This is a genomic window from Pelodictyon phaeoclathratiforme BU-1, from assembly GCF_000020645.1.
GTDB lineage: Bacteria > Bacteroidota > Chlorobiia > Chlorobiales > Chlorobiaceae > Chlorobium > Chlorobium phaeoclathratiforme.
Genome location: NC_011060.1, coordinates 2,391,993 through 2,413,606, shown reverse-complemented (window position 1 = coordinate 2,413,606; position 21,614 = coordinate 2,391,993). Strand labels below are relative to the sequence as shown.

25 protein-coding genes are annotated in these 21,614 nt (G+C 48.5%); all 25 read left to right on the top strand.

The window, feature by feature from the left end; translation table 11 throughout:
* The first annotated feature begins 4 nt into the window (after positions 1-4).
* The 25 genes from PPHA_RS11555 (at position 5) to dsrM (ending at position 21,613) form a co-directional block, all read left to right on the top strand.
* Entirely contained in the window at positions 5-223 is a 219-nt protein-coding gene (locus PPHA_RS11555) for a hypothetical protein (protein WP_012509007.1), read from the top strand.
* A gap of 81 nt (positions 224-304) precedes the next feature.
* Positions 305-2,425: a bifunctional aldolase/short-chain dehydrogenase gene (locus tag PPHA_RS11550; protein ID WP_012509006.1), complete on the top strand. Its 2,121-nt coding sequence runs from the start codon at positions 305-307 to the stop codon at positions 2,423-2,425.
* Positions 2,426-2,478: 53 nt separating this feature from the next.
* Positions 2,479-3,360 (top strand): 3-hydroxy-5-phosphonooxypentane-2,4-dione thiolase, encoded by an 882-nt coding sequence (lsrF, locus tag PPHA_RS11545; RefSeq protein ID WP_012509005.1) that lies wholly within the window; start codon positions 2,479-2,481, stop codon positions 3,358-3,360.
* A 139-nt stretch (positions 3,361-3,499) separates the two neighbouring features.
* Positions 3,500-4,801 (top strand): RuBisCO large subunit C-terminal-like domain-containing protein, encoded by a 1,302-nt coding sequence (locus tag PPHA_RS11540; protein ID WP_012509004.1) that lies wholly within the window; start codon positions 3,500-3,502, stop codon positions 4,799-4,801.
* A 27-nt stretch (positions 4,802-4,828) separates the two neighbouring features.
* The gene (locus tag PPHA_RS11535) at positions 4,829-5,653 is read left to right on the top strand and encodes an SDR family NAD(P)-dependent oxidoreductase (RefSeq protein ID WP_012509003.1); all 825 of its coding nucleotides are present in this window, start codon (positions 4,829-4,831) and stop codon (positions 5,651-5,653) included.
* A 14-nt stretch (positions 5,654-5,667) separates the two neighbouring features.
* A complete protein-coding gene (gene lptE, locus PPHA_RS11530) occupies positions 5,668-6,177 on the top strand; it encodes an LPS assembly lipoprotein LptE (protein ID WP_012509002.1) in 510 nt (169 codons plus the stop codon).
* Between the two features lie 66 nt (positions 6,178-6,243).
* Positions 6,244-6,672, top strand: a complete 429-nt coding sequence (locus tag PPHA_RS11525; protein ID WP_012509001.1) for a HEPN domain-containing protein — start codon at positions 6,244-6,246, stop codon at positions 6,670-6,672.
* 296 nt (positions 6,673-6,968) lie between these two features.
* Entirely contained in the window at positions 6,969-8,396 is a 1,428-nt protein-coding gene (locus PPHA_RS11520) for an OmpP1/FadL family transporter (RefSeq protein ID WP_012509000.1), read from the top strand.
* A gap of 98 nt (positions 8,397-8,494) precedes the next feature.
* Complete coding sequence (locus PPHA_RS11515; protein WP_012508999.1) at positions 8,495-9,088, top strand: rhodanese-like domain-containing protein; 594 nt, start codon at positions 8,495-8,497, stop codon at positions 9,086-9,088.
* Between the two features lie 254 nt (positions 9,089-9,342).
* Positions 9,343-10,299 carry a sulfite exporter TauE/SafE family protein gene (locus PPHA_RS11510; protein WP_012508998.1) on the top strand — a complete coding sequence of 319 codons (957 nt, stop codon included), beginning with the start codon at positions 9,343-9,345 and terminating at the stop codon, positions 10,297-10,299.
* Positions 10,300-10,317: 18 nt separating this feature from the next.
* Positions 10,318-10,731, top strand: a complete 414-nt coding sequence (locus PPHA_RS11505; protein ID WP_012508997.1) for a DUF1634 domain-containing protein — start codon at positions 10,318-10,320, stop codon at positions 10,729-10,731.
* Positions 10,732-10,889: 158 nt separating this feature from the next.
* The gene (dsrE2, locus tag PPHA_RS11500) at positions 10,890-11,399 is read left to right on the top strand and encodes a sulfur carrier protein DsrE2 (protein WP_012508996.1); all 510 of its coding nucleotides are present in this window, start codon (positions 10,890-10,892) and stop codon (positions 11,397-11,399) included.
* A gap of 95 nt (positions 11,400-11,494) precedes the next feature.
* Positions 11,495-11,962: a rhodanese-like domain-containing protein gene (locus tag PPHA_RS11495; protein ID WP_012508995.1), complete on the top strand. Its 468-nt coding sequence runs from the start codon at positions 11,495-11,497 to the stop codon at positions 11,960-11,962.
* Between the two features lie 58 nt (positions 11,963-12,020).
* The gene (locus PPHA_RS11490) at positions 12,021-12,254 is read left to right on the top strand and encodes a sulfurtransferase TusA family protein (RefSeq protein ID WP_012508994.1); all 234 of its coding nucleotides are present in this window, start codon (positions 12,021-12,023) and stop codon (positions 12,252-12,254) included.
* A gap of 106 nt (positions 12,255-12,360) precedes the next feature.
* On the top strand, positions 12,361-13,755 hold the full coding sequence (locus PPHA_RS11485) for a cobyrinate a,c-diamide synthase (protein ID WP_041526545.1): 1,395 nt from the start codon (positions 12,361-12,363) through the stop codon (positions 13,753-13,755).
* Between the two features lie 231 nt (positions 13,756-13,986).
* The gene (locus PPHA_RS11480) at positions 13,987-14,322 is read left to right on the top strand and encodes a TusE/DsrC/DsvC family sulfur relay protein (RefSeq protein ID WP_012508992.1); all 336 of its coding nucleotides are present in this window, start codon (positions 13,987-13,989) and stop codon (positions 14,320-14,322) included.
* A 55-nt stretch (positions 14,323-14,377) separates the two neighbouring features.
* Complete coding sequence (gene dsrA, locus PPHA_RS11475) at positions 14,378-15,631, top strand: dissimilatory-type sulfite reductase subunit alpha (protein ID WP_012508991.1); 1,254 nt, start codon at positions 14,378-14,380, stop codon at positions 15,629-15,631.
* A gap of 88 nt (positions 15,632-15,719) precedes the next feature.
* Positions 15,720-16,799 (top strand): dissimilatory-type sulfite reductase subunit beta, encoded by a 1,080-nt coding sequence (gene dsrB / locus PPHA_RS11470; protein WP_012508990.1) that lies wholly within the window; start codon positions 15,720-15,722, stop codon positions 16,797-16,799.
* A 15-nt stretch (positions 16,800-16,814) separates the two neighbouring features.
* Positions 16,815-18,551, top strand: a complete 1,737-nt coding sequence (locus PPHA_RS11465; RefSeq protein ID WP_012508989.1) for an NAD(P)-binding protein — start codon at positions 16,815-16,817, stop codon at positions 18,549-18,551.
* Between the two features lie 47 nt (positions 18,552-18,598).
* Positions 18,599-18,976 (top strand): hypothetical protein, encoded by a 378-nt coding sequence (locus PPHA_RS11460; protein WP_012508988.1) that lies wholly within the window; start codon positions 18,599-18,601, stop codon positions 18,974-18,976.
* Between the two features lie 47 nt (positions 18,977-19,023).
* On the top strand, positions 19,024-19,383 hold the full coding sequence (tusD, locus tag PPHA_RS11455; RefSeq protein WP_012508987.1) for a sulfurtransferase complex subunit TusD: 360 nt from the start codon (positions 19,024-19,026) through the stop codon (positions 19,381-19,383).
* Between the two features lie 4 nt (positions 19,384-19,387).
* Positions 19,388-19,777 carry a sulfurtransferase complex subunit TusC gene (tusC, locus tag PPHA_RS11450; RefSeq protein WP_012508986.1) on the top strand — a complete coding sequence of 130 codons (390 nt, stop codon included), beginning with the start codon at positions 19,388-19,390 and terminating at the stop codon, positions 19,775-19,777.
* Between the two features lie 35 nt (positions 19,778-19,812).
* Positions 19,813-20,106, top strand: a complete 294-nt coding sequence (gene tusB / locus PPHA_RS11445) for a sulfurtransferase complex subunit TusB (RefSeq protein WP_012508985.1) — start codon at positions 19,813-19,815, stop codon at positions 20,104-20,106.
* Between the two features lie 44 nt (positions 20,107-20,150).
* Positions 20,151-20,621 (top strand): RsbRD N-terminal domain-containing protein, encoded by a 471-nt coding sequence (locus PPHA_RS11440; RefSeq protein ID WP_012508984.1) that lies wholly within the window; start codon positions 20,151-20,153, stop codon positions 20,619-20,621.
* Complete coding sequence (gene dsrM / locus PPHA_RS11435; protein WP_012508983.1) at positions 20,618-21,613, top strand: sulfate reduction electron transfer complex DsrMKJOP subunit DsrM; 996 nt, start codon at positions 20,618-20,620, stop codon at positions 21,611-21,613. Before PPHA_RS11440 ends, dsrM begins: the two co-directional genes overlap by 4 nt.
* The last annotated feature ends 1 nt before the right edge of the window (position 21,614 follow it).

The window sequence follows — 21,614 nt, the reverse complement described above, 5'->3', positions numbered from 1 at the left end:
CATCATGAAATACCATTTTAGAAAGCTCTGGAATACCATGTTTCTGTTTGTTGGCCCAGCTTGGTATCTCCTCGTATGGATGATCTGGTCTTCGGGTCAGTTGCAGGACATTGGCGACAAGATCTCTTTTCTTGGCATGGTAATCCCCGGTTTTCTGCTTATTTACGGTTCCGGCTTTTTGATTGAGGGGTGGCATGAGAAGAAAAAAAAAGGCAGACAGTGAGGCCGGGGGAGTTCTCTTTTTTTGCTATCGTTATTTTTCAACCATACATGCCGACTTTCGGCGTGAGAAGTTTGATATTTTATGCAGAACCTATGGAATGACGCAGATCTTCAGTGCTCCGTCAAAGAGCAGTGCAGCTCAACCGGGGTACAGACAGAACTTGCAGAGCTGGTCTATGCCTCCCGTCTGCTTGGCAGCGAAAGTTCGCTGGTGATGCATGGCGGGGGGAATACTTCCGTGAAATGTGAGCTGGTTGATATGGTTGGCAACCGGGCTGAAGTGCTGTTGATCAAGGCGAGCGGTGTTGATTTGAGCCGTGTTACCGGTTGTGATTACACGCCACTCCGGCTGGTGCCGTTGCGTAAGCTGGGGGAGCTTTTCAGCCGCAACGATCTGATGAGTGAAGAGGCTCTTCGGCGTTTTTCAACCAAAGAGTTCAAGCATCTCCTGCTCCTGAATATGTTCAGTTTGACTGATCATATGGCCGAGCATCGGTTGACTCCTTCAATTGAGACTCTCCTTCACGCTTTTCTGCCGCATCGCTTTATTTTTCATACTCATTCGTTTGCCCTGCTCACCCTCAGCAATCAGCCCGATGGCGAAAGGCTCTGCCGTGAGACTCTTGGTGAGAGCTTTGGTTCTGTGCCCTATATCAAGCCTGGCCTTGGCCTTGCCCGTTCGGCAGCTCTGGTTTATGAGCAAAACCCGGAGATGAAGGGGCTTGTGTTGCAGAAGCATGGTCTGGTAACGTTTGGCGCTACGGCGAGGGAGGCCTATTGCCGAATGATTGATGCGGTCAGTACGCTTGAAGAGCGGATTGCCGCAGCCGGAAGAAAGACCTTTCCATCCGTCATCTTGCCAGCAGAGATTGCCCCGGTTGAGGTGGTGGCTCCTGTCATCAGGGGCGCCTGTGTTGATGAAAAGGCGCCGGGTACGCGTGAGTACCATCAGTTTATTCTTGATTTCCGTACTTCTCCCGCCATTCTTGACTATGTGAACAGCGCTGATCTTGCTGCCATGAGTCAGAAGGGTTCCATGACCCCTGATTTTATTGTCCGGACGAAAAACAGGCCGCTTGTTGTTCCTGCTCCCGATGCGGGGGATATTGCAGGATTCAAGGTTGCGGTGCATGAGGCTGTGCAGCGTTATTGTCGGGAGTATATCGACTATTTCAATACCCAGCAGCAGGCTGCTGCCGATATGAAGGTAACCATGCTTGATCCACTGCCAAGAGTGGTGCTTGTTCCCGGTCTCGGGCTGTTTGGCCTTGGCAGGAATGCGGAATCGGCTGCAGTTAATGCCGATATTGCAACGGGTACTGCTCTGGCCATTCTTGATGCTGAATCGGTTGGCACCTTTGAATCCATCAGCGATCGTGAAGCTTTTGAGATCGAGTATTGGGATATGGAGCAGGCCAAGATGACCAAGGTTACGCATGATGTTTTTGCCGGTAAAATTGTTATGGTTACCGGGGCGGCAAGTGGTATTGGTCTGGCAACGGCTAAAGCTTTCCGTCAGAGAGGGGCCGAGCTGGTGCTTCTTGATCTGACTCGTGAAGCGCTCGATCGTGCAGCGGAGGAGTTTGGCGGCAATGTTCTTACCCTCACCTGTGACGTAACTTCACGCTCAGATGTTCGTGCAGCTTTCGATGTCGCCTGTCGCCGGTTTGGAGGCGTGGACATTATTGTCTCCAATGTGGGAGCTGCCATCCAGGGGCGCATCGGTGAGGTCTCTGATGAGTTGCTGCGCAAAAGTTTTGAAATAAACTTTTTTTCACACCACTCCATTGCCCAGGAGGCTGTCAGGGTGATGAAACTTCAGGGTACGGGCGGTGTGCTGTTGTTCAATGTTTCAAAACAGGCTGTCAATCCAGGTCCGGACTTTGGCCCTTACGGTCTGGCGAAAGCGGCGACCATGTTTCTTGTACGGCAATATGCGCTTGATCACGGTCGCGATGGTATTCGTTCAAATGGTATCAATGCTGACCGCATTCGCAGTGGTCTGCTTACCGCGGAGATGATCAAAGCCCGCTCAGCGGCACGTGGCTTGAGTGAGAGGGAGTATATGGCCGGAAACCTGCTGCAGCTTGAGGTAACGGCAGAGGATGTTGCCGAGGCATTTGTTCATCTTGCGCTTGAAATCAGGACGACCGGTTCAATTACTACAGTGGATGGCGGTAATATTGCAGCCGCGCTTCGCTGAATGAAGAGAGAAGAGGTATAATAAAAACAACTGAAAAGAGGAGAACCATCATCATGGCGGAATACGATAAAGACAAGCAGGCCAAAGAGTATTATCTCGATACGCCGGTCAATAACTATGGATTTTTTCTTAAGGGGGCACACTCTCTTGATTGGGGAATGAAAAACCGCCTGTCGAGGATTTTCCGGCCAGATACCGGAAAAACGGTGATGCTTGCTATCGATCATGGCTATTTCCAGGGCCCGACTACTGGTCTGGAGCGTCCTGATGTCAATATTGTTCCGCTCATGCCTTACGCCGATGCAATTATGCTGACCCGTGGTATTTTGCGTACCACGGTTCCTCCAACTCTTACCAAGGCGGTCGTCATGCGCTGCAGCGGAGGCCCGAGTATTCTCAAGGAGCTCTCTGATGAAGAGCTTGCTGTTGATATTGAGGATGCCATTCGTATGAACGTTGTGGCAATCACCCTCCAGATATTTATTGGCGGTGAATTTGAGACCCGCTCGATTCACAATATGACAAGGCTTGTTGATATGGGGCTGCGTTATGGCATTCCAACCATGGCGGTGACTGCGGTTGGCAAGGATATGGTGCGCGATGCCAAATATTTCAGACTGGCCTGCAGGATGGCTGCCGAGCTTGGCGCCCAGATTGTTAAAACCTATTATGTGCCTGAAGATTTCGATACCATCACCGCTTCATGTCCGGTGCCGATTGTGATGGCCGGTGGAAAGAAGCTTCCTGAACTCGAAGCGCTTACGATGTCTCGCCGTGCAATTGATGAAGGCGCATCAGGTGTTGATATGGGGCGCAATATTTTCCAGAGTGATGCTCCCCTTGCGATGATGAAAGCGGTCAACAAGGTTGTTCATGAGCAGATGAGTCCGCAGGATGCCTTCGACTATTTCAATACCATAAAGGCTGAAGGATAATTGCAGGGAGTAATGATCATCGCTGCAGCAGGCTTGAGCGCCTGCTGTGGTAGTCTTAGTAGCGTTCGATTTTCTTAATGGGCACCCTTTTGCAGCATCCGGCAGGCCGGAATAGCGGGGGGGGGTATGACGTTTTTCTATGAATACTGAGGATATAAAAGGTTTCTTTGCATCAAGGGAGCAGCTCGATATGGCTGACTACCTGACGCTGGATTACTACCTGGAGTGTGTGGGAGATATAGAGACGGCGCTTGCCCATTTCTGCAGTGAACAATCGACAGCACAGTGGAAACGTGTTGATCATGATGAAGATTTTCGTCCAAAGTATGCCGCCAGGGTGATCAGTCTGACGATAGAGGGGGAGCTTGAGGCTCTCAGCTATCCGGTCGTGCATTTCGAAACAGGCCCTATTCATGCATGCCGCGTCACTATTGCCCACCCGCATCGGAATTTTGGCGCCAAGCTGCCGAATCTGCTCACCGCTGTTTGTGGGGAGGGAGTTTTTTTTACTCCCGGTGTGCCGGTGGTGAAGCTGCTTGATATCGGTTTTCCGGAGGCTTATCTGAGGGCTTTTGATGGCCCCAAATTTGGTATTGATGGTATTCGTGATCTTCTTCAGGCCTATGACCGCCCGATTTTTTTCGGAGTAGTGAAGCCAAATATCGGACTCAGTCCAGCCAATTTTGCCGAGATTGCCTATCAGAGCTGGCTTGGAGGGCTTGATATTGCCAAGGATGACGAAATGCTTGCCGATGTTGACTGGTCTTCCCTGATTGAGCGATCCCGAGTACTGGGAGAGGCAAGAGCTCGGGCGGAAAAGGAGACCGGAGAGCCAAAAATTTATCTTGCAAATGTTACGGATGAGGTTGACCGACTTCTTGAGCAGCACGACATTGCCGTCAGCAATGGAGCGAATGCTTTGCTGATCAATGCTCTGCCGGTTGGACTCAGCGCTGTCAGAATGCTTGCCCGGCATACGAAGGTGCCACTTATTGGCCATTTTCCCTTTATTGCGGCTTTCAGCAGGATGGAAAAATATGGTGTCCATTCAAGGGTTATGACCAAACTTCAGCGCCTTGCCGGTCTTGATTCGATTATTATGCCCGGTTTTGGCAGCAGGATGATGACCCCTGAAGAGGAGGTAAAGGACAATATTGCCGAGTGTCTGCAGGAGTTTGGTCATATCAGGCGTTCGCTTCCCGTTCCAGGAGGCAGTGATTCAGCGCTTACGCTTGAAACCGTCTACCGGAAAGTGGGGAGTGTCGATTTTGGTTTTGTACCGGGTCGGGGGATTTTTGGCCATCCTATGGGCCCCAGAGCCGGAGCCATGAGTATCCGTCAGGCATGGGAGGCTATTGAGCAGGGTATCTCTCTTGAAACTTATGCTGTTGGCCGCCCTGAGCTTGAGGTGATGGTCGATGGGATAAACAGAAAAAAGTAAGTATCAGTAAAAAGAAGAGGTCTGCTCATGGGGAGACTGGATGAGAAGGTTGCCGTCATTACCGGTTCAACCAGAGGAATCGGTAAAGCGATAGCTCATGAGTTTGTGCGCCAGGGCGCAAAGGTGGTTATAACCTCTTCTTCGAATGCCAATGTTCAGGCGGCTGTTGCGGAGTTTCCTCCGGGCAGCGCCTTCGGCTGTGTCTGTGATGTTGTTTCGGCTGCTGATATGGAGCGCCTGATTGATGCGGCGACAAAGAGGTTTGGCCGGATAGACTGTTTTATCAATAATGCGGGAATCTCTGATCCCTTCATGAACATTACAGAGAGTGATCCTGAGCGATGGGGAAGGGTTATTGATACCAATCTTAAGGGTACCTATAATGGCTGTCGTGCGGCAATCAGCTATTTTCTCAGGGAAGATATTCCAGGCAAGATTATCAATATGGCTGGTTCGGGCACAGACAGTGGCTCAAACACACCGTGGATGAGTGCCTACGGTTCCACCAAGGCTGCCATAGCCCGTTTTACCTATGCGGTTGCTGCGGAGTATAAACATACCGGGATCTCTGTCATGCTGCTCCATCCTGGTCTGGTGCGTACCGGGATGGTCAGTTCCGATAACCCGACACCTGAACTTTCCCGGCAGTTGGCCACCTTCAGTACCATTCTTGATATTTTTGCCCAGTCGCCGTCGGTCGCCGCAAAGCTTGCGGTACAGTTGGCTTCTGACTGGAGCGACTCCAAAACCGGTATCTATCTTTCCGCTCTTCGTGGAAGAAGAAAAAAATGGTTGCTCCTCACCTATCCCTTCCGTAAAATGATGAACAGGATTGACCGCCGAACCTATTAATATTGAGGATCGTCATGCTGAAAGCTGCTGCACCGATAATCACGCTGTTTGTTCTTGTTCTGGCAACCCTTCAGGGCTGTTACAGCTTTGCAGGTTCATCGCTGCCTGCACATCTGAAAACGATTGCCATTCCGGTGTTTGAAGATCGCAGCGCAGCCGGTATCGCGCAGCTCAGGGGGGAGTTGACCGGCTCTCTTGTCAATCGAATCGAGTCGCAAAGCCCTCTTCGCGTTACTCCCTCTCTGGCTCGTGCCGATGCGTTGCTGGAAGGTGCCCTTATCTCCTTTTCTGATGCTCCGAGCCAGCTTTCGAGCATAACCGAGCGGGCGATGACGAATCGGGTTACGCTTGTTGTACAGGTTACAATGGTTGATCGGGTGAAAAAAACAGCGATGTTTACCCAATCATTTGTCGGATTTTCCGATTATCGTACTGGTGACCCTGTCGGCCAGCAGGAGGCGCTCCGATTTTGTGTTGACCAGATTATTGATGAGATTTTTGACAGGGTGGTTTCCGGCTGGTGATCTGTCTGAATCGTTACCTGTCAAGTAACTCCTGCAGTTGTCAGGAATCATTAAGGGAGGTTGTTTATGGGATTGCATAAGGATATTGACTATCGGCTTGAACTCGCCCGCGGGTTCTTGCAGGAGGCGGAGCAGGATTACGCTCTCGGGCGCTGGCGTGCCTGTGTTTCGGGCTCCATACTTGTTCTTGAAAATACCGGTCTTGCTGTATTAATGCTTTTTGGTGTCTCACCGTTGACCCATAAGCCGGGCAAGCATTTATCACAACTGATAATGGAAGGTACGGTCACCAAAGAGGTTGCTGCCTTGATTGAACAGATTTTGCCTGATTTTGAAAAATATGATTCCCATGAAAAGATGCTGGCGAGGTATGGCAACGAGTCGTCATACCAGCTTCCCTGGGCGCTCTTTCATGAAGAGGAGGGTATCACGGCTATTGAGGCTGCCCGCAAGTCGATGCGTGTGAGTTCCGAACTGGCTGAATTGGTTCAGTAAGAGGGGGAAGAGCCATCAGGTAACCCGGCGCCACCTTTTTTTTCCTGGAAAAACAGTGCTTGAAAAAGCCGGTTAAATTAACTATATAGTCATATGCTTTTACGGCTATATAGTTAATTCCAGGTTATTCTCGACTTCTTTTGTTCCCTTTATAACCCGAAACGATTGCCTTCCTGCCAGATTTGAGTTCTGCAGGCTGCTATCGGTTCTTCGCCGTTTTTTACGGACAATGGTATCGTTACGGGTTATTTGCTGCTATGAAGTCGGGTATGCCATAACCCTCAATCAGAAGTAATATGACCAGAAAATTTGTAGTATGTGCGACTCTTCTGGTCGCGCTCCTGGAGTCATCAACAGCATTTGCTACGAACGGCATGAACCTTGAGGGGTATGGCGCCAAATCACATGCTCTCGGTGGAGCTGGTATGGCCTTTGATACGGGTAACTCTGCCGTGATGAATAATCCGGCGACACTTGGGATGATGAAAAATGGCCAGGAAGAGATTGGCCTTGGTATCAGGGGGCTTCACCCAGATGTGTCGGTCGGGTATGGCTCTTTGTCAGACAAGTCTGAAGGAACAGCATACTACATGCCCTCTCTTTCCTATATGAGAAAAGATGGCAGCATTGCCTGGGGTGTGGCTGTTCTTGCCCAGGGTGGGATGGGAACGGAGTATGGCAAAAATTCCCCCCTTTTCCAGTACGGGATGCCCATGTCTATGAGTGGAGCAGTTCCTCTGAGTGGCGAGGCTATTCGATCAGAAGTTGGTATCGGTCGCCTGATGTTTCCTCTTGCCTGGAATCTCACTCCAAATACGACCATTGGTGCATCACTCGATCTTATCTGGGGAAGCATGGATCTGCAGATGGATATGGATGGCGCTCATTTTGCCGGGATGGCAATGCAGGGCCAGGGTGGCTCGGTCAGTGGCTCCATGTTTAATACACTCGGTTCATTCATCAGTTCTGGCGCGATTACTGACGTTAATTATGTTCGTTTTGACTTTTCCAATGGCACTCCATTTATGGGTGAGGCGGTCGGGTATGGATCGGGGTTCAAGACGGGATTTACACACAAGTTCAGCAATCTTCTGACCATCGGGGCCACTTATCACTCAAGGATAGCGCTCTCTGATATGAAGAGTTCAAGGGCGACGCTCTCTTTTTCAGGAGCAGGGCCGGCATTCACTCAATCCGATCCGGTATCGGTCAGTGGCACCATCAAGGTCAAGAATTTTGGGTGGCCGGAAACCTGGGCGGCAGGTCTTGCCCTCTATCCGGCAAAGCGCTGGATGATTGTCGGTGATGTCAAATATCTGGACTGGTCATGGGCAATGAGCAAATTCAGCACCACTTTTATTGCCGACAATTCTGCATCGAACGGCCCGTTTCAGGGACAGACACTTGATGTGGATATGACCCAGAATTGGGATGATCAGTGGATTTATTCAATCGGTGTGCAGTATAAGGCATCGGAGCGGCTTGCACTTCGTGCAGGGGCAAGTTTTTCGACCAATCCTGTTCCGGACAGCTATCTTAATCCGATGTTTCCTGCGATTACCGAAAATCATTATACCGGTGGTTTCGGTTATAAGTTGACGGATAAATCAACAGTTTCCGCCGCACTTGTGTTTGTCCCGGAAGTAACGGCAACCAATGCCGATGGTCTGGTCATCAGTCACAGCCAGATGAACTGGTCGCTGAACTATGCACACCAATTGTAACGGTGGGGAGGGGTGCTCATCTTTCTGCTCCAGGAAGGAGCAAAACGAAGATTTTCAGATAAGGCAACAGATTGTTTAACAATAATTCAACTTGTATTATGAGAAAAATTACGCTGCTCTTCGCAACACTTTTTTTGCTTTCCTGTTCTGCAGTCCAGGCGGATACCTTTGATCCCGCCAAATTGCCGGTAACCAAGCAAACTGTATCGGGTAAATATCTCTCGGCAAAAGAGGCTCTTGAGATGAAGGGCAACAACCCCGCCACTGTTTTATTTGTTGATGTACGTACAGCAGCAGAAACCGAATATGTTGGCATTGCTGATCAGGTAGATATCAATATTCCCTTCATGCAGGATGACTACTCAACATGGGACAGTAAAAAAGAGCGCTTTCTGATGAATCCCAACTCCAGCTTTACCCTGAAGGTTGCCGAGGCATTGCAAGTGCGGGGCTTGAAAAATTCTGATGCTGTTGTTCTGATCTGTCGCTCTGGTGATCGCAGTGCAGGCGCAGCCAATCTCCTGAGTCAGGCTGGTTATACCAATGTCTATTCTGTCTATGATGGTTTTGAGGGCGATATGGCAAAAGAGGGAGTGAACAAAGGTCGCCGCCTGGTAAACGGATGGAAGAATGCGGGTTTGCCTTGGGGTTATTCTCTCAACAAGGAGAGGGCATACTTTTCCACCCGGTAAGTGGGTTGTTCCAGGGGTTGTTCCGGGCAGCTTTCTGCTCTGCACCATCCGGCACGAATGTTGACCAGCAAAGAGAGGAGATTTGCTCTTGTTCTCATTTTCTTTTTTGAAGAGCAAATTTCTTTTCTTAAAATAACAATCTTCAATTATATAACAATACAGTAACTTAATTGGTGTTTTTTCGGCCATCTTCCTTCGTTTTGGCGTGATCTGATGAAAAAAACGTTTATCGTTCAAAAATTGAGTGTACAGCCATGATTCAAAAAGGTCATTCATCAATCACCTCTCTTTTATTACCGGTCATGCTGACAGGGATGCTGCTCTTTTTTCCGACAGCAGTTTTTGCCGTGCCACCTGAGCCTGTTGTGGAGACCGCATGGTGGGTTTGGGAGATCGCGCTGTTTATCTTTTCTTTTTTTCTCGGTATCGTTGCCGTTATTGGAGGCGTTGGAGGGGGAGTGCTGTTTGTTCCTATTGTAAGCAGTTTTTTCCCGTTTCATATTGACTTTGTTCGGGGTGCGGGATTGCTTGTGGCGCTTTCCGGAGCTCTTTCAGCCGGGGCTCCCTTGCTCAAGAAAGGGCTTGCCAATCTCAAATTGGCTCTTTCCATGGCATTGATTGCTTCAATCAGTTCAATAGCCGGTGCGATGGTTGGCTTGGCCATGCCGGAAAATATTGTCCAATTGTCTCTTGGAGCGGCAATTCTCGGTATTTCAGTAATCATGCTTCTTTCAAAAAATTCAGCATATCCTGAGATCACAGAGCCGGATAACCTGTCCAAAATATTGCATATCTATGGCATCTATTACGATGAACAGCTTGGTAAGGATGTCAGTTGGCAGATCCATCGTACGCCAATTGGTCTCTTTCTTTTTGTTGTGATTGGATTTATGGCAGGAATGTTCGGGCTGGGTGCCGGATGGGCGAATGTACCGGTCTTCAATCTTGTTCTTGGCGTTCCGCTGAGAGTTTCGGTTGCTACCAGTATTTTTGTGCTTTCTATCAATGATACCGCTGCAGCATGGGTCTATCTGCACAAGGGAGCGGTACTTCCTCTTATCGCAATTCCATCGGTTGCCGGCATGATGATCGGCACAAAAATTGGGGCAAAGCTTTTGACAAAGGTGCATACCCGTGTTGTCAGACGCCTTGTTATTACTTTGCTTGCAGCAGCGGGATTGAGAGCGCTTTTAAAAGGATTCGGAATCTGACGACGATTAATTATTACCATGAAAGAACAACTTCACGCAAACCGGATTCAGTTGACCTATGCCAATGTCCTCTCATGGACTTCGACCTTGGGAATGATTTTTGTTGCAGCGGGTTATGTGATCTATGTTTTTCAATTGCTTCCTTCCGCCGTTTCTCCTGCCGAAATAGCCATGAACTGGCATCTTCGGGCGGCAGAATTGCACAAAGCGGTACCGGTGCCATCTGGATGGGACTGGGTTACACAATTGGGCCGGGGTGATGTTCTCAGTTATCTCTCAATCATCTACCTTTCATCGGTAACGATGCTCTGCCTTGTCGTCATTATACCGCTGTTTTTCAGGGAAAAAGATCGTATTTATACTTTGATTGCGCTGCTGCAGGTATTGGTTCTTGTTTTTGCTGCTACGGGGATAATCTCCGGGGGTCATTGACCTCGCACAGGGTTCGACTTTGCTTTGTATGTTTTTATGAGTTTTTTTTGCAACTGTATGGTTATATGGATATATAGTTCTTCTGTCGGGTTCCAAAGAAGAGATCTCGCTAAATACAGGTAATTAATTTCAGGAAAGCGTAATCAAGGAGAATAAGCATGGCTGACACAAAAAAACTTGCAATCATTGCATCACAGGGCTCACTTGACTGGGCATATCCTCCCTTCATTCTTGCTTCAACTGCTGCGGCCATGGATATGGAAGCGGTTATTTTCTTTACCTTTTATGGGCTGCCGTTGCTGAAAAAAGAGATCGACGCCAAGGTCTCTCCTCACAGTAATCCTGCCATGCCCATGAAAATGCCCTTCGGCAGCAAGGAGTTTCAGTCTTTTAACTGGCCGGTGCCGAACATCATTTCCGGTAATGTTCCCGGTTTTGATAACATGGCGACCATGCTGATGAAGGAGACCTTCAAAAAGAAAGGTGTTGCCACAATTGAGCAACTCAGGGGCATGTGTCAGGAGTTTGGTGTTCGATTCATTGCCTGCCAGATGACCATGGAGGTTTTTGGATTTGAAAAGGAGCAGTTTATTGATGGTGTTGAGTATGGTGGAGCGGCCACTTTTCTCGAGTATGCTGCCGATGCCAATATCTCGCTTTTTATCTGAAAAAAAAGGAACGCATTCTGTCAAGGCGGTGCGCAGCGTGTTGAATCGCCAAACGCCTCTCCGCAGTGAGTAACGGTAACTGACCACAGAAAGATATGTTGCGTTATCTTGATCTTGTTCGGAACTGTTTGCCTGGGGTCAAAGAGATTATGCCCTGGGATCTGGTTGAGCGCATTGGAGAGAATCCTGATTTGCTGATTCTTGATGTACGTGAGCCTTATGAGTTTGCTCTTCTGCATATCAGAGAGTCTGTAAATGTTCCGAGGGGTATTCTTGAATCTGCCTGTGAATGGGATTATGAGGAAACTGTGCCGGAACTGGTTAAAGCCAGAATGCGGGAGATTATCGTGGTTTGCCGTTCAGGGTATCGCAGTGTTCTTGCGGTGCACTCCATGCAGTTGCTTGGTTATGAACATGCGGTTTCGTTGCGGACGGGATTGAGGGGGTGGAATGATTATGAAGAACCTCTCTGGAGCAGTGCCGGGAGCATGGTTGAGCCTGCAGAAGCAGACGATTACTTTATGGCAAAGCTTCGCGCCGATCAACGGTCACCAGGGGTTTAGAAGTGTGTTTTGCATTGGAATAAAAGAGATCTAACAATATAGAATCAGGAGCATTGATATGAGTGAAACTGCAAACATCGAGCTGAATTGCGAAGGGCTGAATTGTCCCCTGCCGATTCTGAAAACAAAAAAAGCTATTGATTCACTGAACAGTGGCGAGATACTGAAAATGACCGCTACCGATCCTGGTTCAGTCAATGATATGGCTTCATGGGCAAAGCGTACCGGTCATGAGCTTGTTTCTCATACCGAGGCCTCAAATGTGCATACCTTCATGATCAGGAAGAAATAAGCTGAGGATGAGAAGAGCGTAACTCTCTTGTTTTGTTGATTGGTTCTGTCTTATAAAGAAGCTGGTTAAACATGAGTCCTTCTTTAGAGGGCCGCAAGGGGATGAAATGCATTTGGAAAACTTGCCACGTTTGATGATTTCGGCTCCACACAAGAGTGCCGGCAAGACCATGCTCAGCCTCGGTATTTCGTCGTATCTCTCAGCGCAGGGAGTCTCTGTCAGGAGTTTCAAGAAGGGGCCGGACTATATCGATCCAATGTGGCATAAACTTGCTTCCGGCAACGAATGCTATAATCTTGATCCCTACCTGATGGGGAGGGCCGGGTGCCTTGCCTCTTTTCAGGGGAAGAGTTGTATTGGGGAGAACTGCCTTGCTCTTGTTGAAGGTAATCATGGGTTGCATGATGGTCTCTCTCTCGATGGTTCCGACAGTAGCGCCGGGCTTGCCCAATTGCTTGATACACCGGTCTTGCTTGTCGTTGACAGCAGAAAAATGAACAGGGGGATCGCCGCGCTTGTTCTGGGTATGCAGGCAATGCCGCCGAAGGTGCATATTGCCGGTGTGATCTTGAATCAGGTAACAAGTTCACGTCAGGGTGAAAAACAGAAAGCAGCGATTGAGCAGTACTGCAACGTACCCGTGTTGGGTGCACTTCCATATGACAAGGAACTGGTTATTCCTGAACGCCATCTTGGACTGACAACAGTCGGAGAGATTACTGATGCCGAAAGGTTTATTCGGGGTGCAGCAGATCGGATAGCGCATTATTGTGACATGAAGGCAATTCAATCGCTTTTTTATCAGGCGCCACCGATGCTGATGGGGAAGGTTGACTGTTTTGGGAAGAGGTGTACAGGAAGAGCGAGGATAGGCGTATTCCTGGACGCAGCCTTCTCATTTTACTATCCTGACAACCTTGATGCACTGAAGAACAATGGAGCGGATCTGGTTTTTATCAACTCTCTGGAGGAGCGTTCTTTGCCGGATCTTGATGCGCTCTATCTGGGGGGAGGCTTCCCGGAACTTTTTTTTGATGTTTTAAGCGCCAACAGGGGACTTTTGAGGGATGTGCGCGAACGGGTGGAAGCTGGTATGCCGCTTTATGCAGAGTGTGGAGGGTTGATCTATCTTTGCCGGAATGCCTCTTATGGAGGGAAAACGGTCTCCCTTGCCGGTATTCTGCCCATTGATATCGGTTTTGCCCGTCATCCTGCAGGGCATGGATATCTTGATCTCAGGAGCAGGACGGACTCCCCCTGGTTTCGAAAGGGTACGCAGATCAGGGCTCATGAGTTTCATTATGCAAGGCCTGTTATGCCGCCCGCTGGCTGTTCCTATCAGTTTGATGTTACGCGGGGAAGCGGAATAACCGGAGAGAGTGACGGGGTTCTTTATCGTAATCTTTTTGCATCGTTTGCGCACCTGCATGTTATCGGTAATCCGGAGTGGGCTGAAACGTTTCTCTCTCTGGCATCAGCATTCAAGGAGAGCGGCCGTTGAGAGGGGTGAAGGCCACCTCAAAATCAGCATAAAAAAAACGGATTTTTATCCCGAAATATTCTTGCTTCGTTTGGAAAATTAGTGACAAACTGTTAGCATACATCACTATATGATCATGTACCCATACCGTTGCGTTAAGTGCTTGTTTTACACGAAGCACGCTTTTTGTTGTTCGTGATCAAGAGAAGGGGAAAATAGTTTTTTTATAAAATATCACTGAAGGAGAGAACCATGGGAATTGAGTTTAATGGCGTCTGTTATGAAACTGATGAGAACGGTTATCTGATTAACCTTGATGATTGGTCGGAGGATCTCGCGAAGATATTGGCAGAAGGAGAGGAGATCGACATGACCGAAGAGCATTGGAATATTGTAAGGTTTCTCCGTCGTTATTATGATGAGTATCAGATCGCTCCTGCTGTCAAGGTGCTTACCAAGGCTATTGCTGCTGAAAATAATATGGACAAAAAAGCTGCTTCTGAATTCCTCTATGGCCTCTTTCCGAAAGGTCCGGGTCTGCAGGCTTGTAAGGTTGCAGGACTACCAAAGCCCACGGGTTGCGTTTAAGAGACGGAAAGCTTGTTGCTGACCCGAATTTACTGTGAATCAAAGGAGGTTACTAATGGAAGGTGCTAAAGATGCTGCTTCACAAGAGGTAAATAATGGCAATGATGCCGGTCTGGCAGGGAATGAACAATTTCTGCACCCGACACCCATGCTTGACGAATTGGAAAAAGGTCCTTGGCCGAGTTTTATCAGCGGTTTCAAGGAACTTGCCGAAAGAACCCGGAAGCCAATGCTCCGGGGTGTGATGGATCAGCTTGAATACTCCTACAACACCAAGATGGGCTACTGGAAAGGCGGTCTTGTTACTGTTGATGGATATGGCGCCGGTGTCATCACTCGTTATTCAATGATTAAAGACAAATTTCCGGAGGCTACCGAATTCCATACCATGCGTATTCAGCCTGCGCCAGGGTTGCACTACAACACAACCATGATGCGTCAGCTTTGTGATATCTGGGAGAAGTATGGCAGTGGTGTGATAGCCTTGCATGGTCAGACCGGTGATATCATGCTGCAGGGAATTGAACAGGACAAGGTTCAGGCTTGCTTCGATGAGCTGAACCAGGCAGGATGGGATCTTGGTGGCGCTGGTGCGGGTATGCGTACAGCGGTTTCCTGTATTGGTCAAGCCCGTTGTGAAAATGCCTGTTATAACAACCTTGAAGTGCATTTGAAACTTCTGAAGCATTTCGTTGGAGCCCTTCATCGTCCTGAGTGGAACTATAAAATCAAATTCAAGTTCTCCGGATGCCCCAATGATTGCACAAATTCGATCATGCGTTCCGATCTGGCTGTCATTGGTACATGGAAAGATGCCATTCAGGTTGAGCCTGATGAGGTAAAGGCATGGATTGCAGAGAAAGGTATCGACGCTCTTGTTAACCAGGTTATCAATCTCTGTCCAACCAAGGCAATCGCGCTCAAAGAGGGTGAGATGGTTATCGACAGCAGGGATTGCGTGCGTTGCATGCATTGCCTGAATGCTATGCCAAAAGCGCTTTCTCCCGGCAAGGAGCGGGGTATCTCTCTTTTGATGGGTGGCAAAAATACCCTCAAGGTCGGTGTCAATATGGGGTCGATGATTGTCCCGTTCATGAAAATGGAGAGCGAAGAGGATCTTGAAGCGTTTACAGAGCTGACAGAGCAAATTATCGACTGGTGGGATGATAACGGACTGGATCACGAAAGAATTGGTGAAACCATTGAGCGTGTCGGTCTCAAGCAGTTTCTTGAGGGTGTGGGCATGGATGTGGATATCAATATGGTGACAAGGCCGCGTGATAATCCATACTTCAAGGCGAAATACTGATAATTCCGGTTGGCTGCGGCTGAAGCGCCGAAAAATTCAATTCTCTATAAAAAGGCAGTAAACTGCCCCAAAGGAAGGATACTATTTTATGAGCAGTCCTGAAAAAAAGTGGAAAACCGTTGAGTCGGGGCCTCACAGTTATGAGGAGGCACTCCATCCCGTTGTTCGGAAAAACTACGGAAAGTGGAAATATCATGAAATTCCAAAACCCGGCGTTTTGAAGCATGTGGCCGAAAGCGGCGATGCCATCTATACCGTTCGGGCGGGAACTCCCCGTCAGGATACCGTCGATATGGTTCGCAGGCTTTGTGATATTGCCGATAAATATTGTGATGGCTATTTCCGTTTCACGATACGGAACAATGTTGAGTTCCTCACACCCCGGCAAGAAAATGTTGAGTTGATGATCAAGGAACTTGAAGAGATGGGTTTTCCTGTTGGGGGAACCGGCTCATGCGTCTCTTCTGTTTCTCATACACAAGGTTGGCTTCATTGCGATATTCCGGCAACCGATGCATCCGGTGTCGTCAAATCAATGATGGACTCTCTCTATCATGAGTTCCGCCATATGGAGATGCCTAACAAGGTGCGTCTCTCTACCTCCTGCTGTTCGATAAACTGTGGTGGCCAGGCAGATATTGCGGTCGTTGTGAAGCACACGCGTCCGCCGCGTATTAATCACGATAACCTGTCGATGATTTGTGAGTTGCCAAAAGCCGTTACCCGTTGTCCGGTTGCAGCCATACGCCCGACCATGGTCAATGGCAAACGCTCACTGATGGTTGATGAGGCCAAGTGTATTTGCTGCGGAGCCTGCTTTGGCGCCTGTCCTTCCATGGAGATCAACCACCCGGAACATTCCAAATTTGCAATCTGGGTCGGCGGGAAAAACAGCAATGCCCGATCAAAGCCATCAACAATGAGTATAGTTGCCCATAATCTGCCGAATAATCCACCCCGTTGGCCTGAGGTCACTGAGGCGGTCGGTAAAATTCTTTCTGCTTACAAAGAGGGCGGGCGTCCCTGGGAAAGAGTGGGTGAATGGATTAACCGGATTGGCTGGAAACGTTTTTTTGAAGAGACCGGGCTTACCTTTGATGAGGACATGATTGACAGTTACCGTCATGCAAGAAGCACGTTCAATCAGTCGGCTCATGTTCGCTTTTAGATAAAGGAGAAATTCATGAAGGTAGAATCAAATCCATATCTTGATTTTGCGATAAATTACCAATTTCCTGCGTTCAGTGAACTGACGGGAGTTGACAAGATTGTCGCTTTTGGAGATCATAGTCATAAATGCCCTGTGTATGTCCGGCAACTTCCTCCATGCACGGCTGAATGCCCGGCAGGAGAGGATATCCGTGGCTATCACCGTCTGCTTAAGGGTGTTGACAAATCTGATGATGCGTGGAAAGCGGCATGGGAACTGTTGGTTCAGGCCAATCCATTCCCTGCTGTTATGGGCCGGATATGCCCGCATCCCTGTGAAAGCGCCTGTAATCGTCAGTACCATGATGAAAGTGTTGGAATCAATGCTGTTGAGCAGGCAATTGGTAATTATGGTATTGAAACGGGTCTTGAACTTCCCGCTCCAGGGTCCGACACCGGCAAACGGGTTGCGGTTATCGGAGGTGGTCCTGCAGGGCTTTCCGCAGCCTATCAGTTGCGTCGAAAAGGTCATGCCGTAACGATTTACGATGCTAATGAAAAACTTGGTGGCATGGTTCTCTACGGTATTATGGGCTATCGCGTCGACAGGAAAGTTCTTGAAACCGAGATACAGCGCATCATAAAGCTTGGTGTCGAAACAAAAATGGGGGTTCGCGTCGGAAGAGATATCTCTTTTGAGGAGCTGGAAAAAGAGTACGATGCCGTTTTCATGGGAGTTGGCGCCCAGGTCGGTCGTGGATTGCCGATACCAGGATTTGCCGATACTGCGGGAGCGACAAACGCTATTGACTTTCTGACCAAATATGAGGTCGAGGGAGATGCAATCTCAATTGGTAAAAAGGTGGTTGTTATCGGTGACGGTAACGTAGCCATGGATGTGGCCCGCCTGGCCCTCCGTCTTGGTTCGGAAGCCATTGTGATTTCAGGAGTGCCAAGGGAGGAGATGGCCTGTTTTTCAGATGAGTTTGATGATGCCGTGAGGGAAGGCGCCCAAATTCACTATACAACAGGCGCACTCGAAGTTCTTGTTGCCGACAACGCCGTGAGCGGGTTGTTTTGCTCCAGAATGATCAAAAAGGTAAAAGGGGAGGAGGGATGGAATTCACCGATACCTTTTTTCCGTTATCGCAATACCGAAGAGAGCTTCCAGCTTGAGGCCGATATGGTTGTTGCTGCAATTGGACAGACAACCGATATGCGAGGTTTTGAAAGCGTTACAGAGGGCCGTCCCTGGCTCAAGGTTGATCGTTATTTTCGTCTTTCCGGAAAGGAAAAAGTTTTTGGTGGAGGCGATGCCATACGCGTTGATTTGATTACGACGGCGGTCGGTCATGGGCGCAAGGCTGCAAATTCGATTGATGCCTTCCTGAAAGGTGAAGCGCTTTCCGACCAGGGGTATCAGGAGGTGACAAAGGTACAGAAACAGGATATTCTTTACTTTGAACATTCTGATCAACTCAAAAGAGAGAGTGTTGAACTTGAAGAGGTCGTTGGCAACCATGATGAGCTGCTTCAGGCTTTGACAAAGGAGCAGGCCGAGCAGGAATCTGCGCGTTGCATGAGTTGTGGACTCTGTTTTGACTGTAAACAGTGTCTCTCTTTCTGTCCCCAGGAGGCGGTCACCCGTTTCAGGGATAACCCTGTTGGCGAGGTGGTCTATACCAATTATTCAAAATGTGTCGGGTGCCATATCTGTGCACTGGTGTGTCCCTCCGGTTACATTCAGATGGGAATGGGAGAAGGTCTTTGACTCTTTTTGTGAGAGACAATCATGAAAATCAAGGAGGCAACAACGTTATGTACGATGATTTAATCCATCAGGTGCAGGAAGCAATTGCATACTCCGGAAGTTGGGCAGAGAAGGGGTGGCCTGTTACGTTTGGACCAAACAATATTGAGGTTTCAACTCTCAAACAGGCCCAGGCTCTTCCCCGGAATTTTGTTTACCGCGATGAGGCTGTGAATTACTGGCAACAGGTTCTGCTGACAGGAAACGATACTGCTGTTGCCGGCAGAAAGGCATTGGCAGCCCTGAAAGAGGGTAATCTGCAGGCCGCTGCCGATGCGCTCTATCTGTCGCAGTATATCGAGAAACCTTTTGCTGCCAGCTCCGCTACCTGGGCTCCTTTGTATGAAGCCCTGAAGCAGGACATGGCGGAGAAACAGGTTGTGTGACCAGCGTCGTTACTTGTTTATAACATTAAAAAAAGAAAGGAGATAGGGTGAAAATAGGAATCCTGCTCAAAGAAGGGCCATACAACCATCAGGCATCAGATACAGCGTACAAGTTTGCCGCTGCAGCCATAAAAAAAGGACATACAGTTGATGCTGTATTTCTCTACAATGATGGGGTCACCAATGTTACGAAGCTTATGGATCCACCCCAGGATGACCGTAATATTGCCGCCCGCTGGAGTGCATTAAGCCTGGAGCATGGCGTCGAGATCCTTGCCTGTATAGCGGCATCAAAACGTCGGGGAATAAATGATGATCTTCTCATTAAGGGAGGATTAATTACCGGACTTGGAACGCTCACCGACATTGCCATCCGTAACGACCGCCTGGTAACCTTTGGAGACTAAAATTATGGGAAGCATGGAATTAGAGGGAAACGAGAATGTAAAAAAAATCATGCATGTGTTGCGTCATGCGCCACATGGCACGATCTATACGTATGAGGGACTGGAGATGATTCTGATCATGGCCGCCTATGAGCAAGACCTCTCGGTTGTCTTCATTGGTGACGGGGTCTATGCCCTTAAAAAAGGTCAGGATACAACGGCTATCGGTATCAAGGGTTTTTCGCGCACCTTCATGGCTCTTGATGGATATGATGTAGAAAAACTCTATGTCGATCAGCACTCACTTGAAGAGAGGGGACTGAGTGAAGATGACCTGCTTGTTGATGTCGAGGTGATGAATGCTGAAGAGATCGGCATGTTGATGAAAGAACAGGATGTCATTATTCATCACTGAACACTCCCTGAACTTATAAAACATTATCCGTTACTATGCTACATACCATTAACAAATCTCCTTTTGAAACCTGCACGATGGAGACCTGCTTCAGGTTTCTTGCGCCGGGTGATCCTGTTCTTTTCATTGAGGATGCTGTTTATGCCGTTCAGGCAGGCAACAGGTTTTCTCCGATGATTGAAACGATTCAGAAAAATAATCCACTCTTTGCCCTTCAGCCAGACCTGAGTGCAAGGGGTATTGAGGATGTTATCAGTGGGATTGGCTTAATCGATTATGAGGGTTTTGTTGGACTGGTTGAGGAACACCAGGTAAACAACTGGCTCTGACAAGCGGGTATGGCAAGCTTTGAAAACCGTTATTACCGTGCCTTATGACTATAGAATGGGCTAAACTGCTTCAGGAAAACAGGAAGGAGATTCTTGACGGCTGGGTGAAGCGTGAGTTGCTGTTATTTTCCGGAAAAATGGCTCCGCATTCACCCGTTGCGGAGGCTTTTTCGGAAGCTCTTGAGATGGTTCTCGATCATTGTGAAAAAAACAGCGAGCTCCTCACGGAAGCTCTGGTACAGGTTTCAAGGATTCTTGCCGTTCAGGATTTGCCGCCTTCAAGGTCGTTGTCGCTTTTTTTTGAACTGAAAAGAATGATTCAGGAGATCTCTGTGAGAGGAGGTCAGAAAAAATCGTTGAAACAGGGTGAGCTGGATGCATTGCAGTGCCGCCTTGAAGAGATCACCCTTCAGGCATTTGACTGTTATATGATGCATCGTGAAAAAATTGCACAGCTTAAGGTCGATGAGAACAAACGTCACCATTTTATGCAGTTACGGAGGGCTGAAGGATGAAAAAAGTAATTATGCCCCTCGTCATGGTCGGCGTTCTTTGCCTCATTCCCTATGTCGGTATCAAATATTTAGGACAGGCATATCTTTTCGCTGTTGTCATTCCTCTTGCCTCTCTGACGATACTGATCGGCGGTTTCCTTCTGCGCCTGGTTAACTGGTTTATAAGGCCTGTTCCTTTTCGTATTCCCACAACCTGCGGACAGGAAAAATCCCTTGACTGGATCAGGCAGGAGAAATTTGAAAGTCCGTCACACCTTTGGCAGGTAGTTGTCAGGGTATTGGGTGAAGTGCTGCTTTTTCGCTCCCTTTTCAGGAACACGAAAGCAGAACTGCACGCAGGACCGAAACTTGCCTATGGTTCAACCAAATGGTTATGGCTTGGAGGCCTGTTGTTTCACTGGTCGCTGCTGGTTATTGTTCTGCGGCATACCAAGTTCTTTTTTGCTACCATTCCGGGGTTTGCTGATGTTCTTGAAAATGCTGATCGATTCTTCGATATTACGCTTCCGGCATTTTATCTCACTGATGCACTTGTTCTTGCCGCCATCACGTTTCTTGTTTTCCGCAGGTTGAGCGATGCCAAGCTGCGTCTGATTTCGCTGCCGACTGATTTTTTCCCGCTCTTTTTGATCATGGCCATTGCGCTTGCAGGGATGCTCATGCGCTATGTTACCAAAATTAACGTGATGCCGGTAAAGGATCAGATGTTGTTGCTCATGGATTTTGATTTTACTCTTCCTGGTGAAACCGGGATGCTCTTTTCAGTGCACCTTTTTCTGGTGTGTATGCTGGCGATCTATTTTCCGTTCAGCAAGCTCATGCATATGGGAGGAATCTTTTTAAGCCCGACACGCAACCTCTGTAACAACAGCAGGGAGAAAAGGCACATCAATCCATGGAATCCTGACATTAAATTCAGGAGCTATTCCGAGTATGAGGATGAGTTCCGGGACAAAATGAAAAAAGCGGGTCTACCGGTTGAAAAGCAATAAC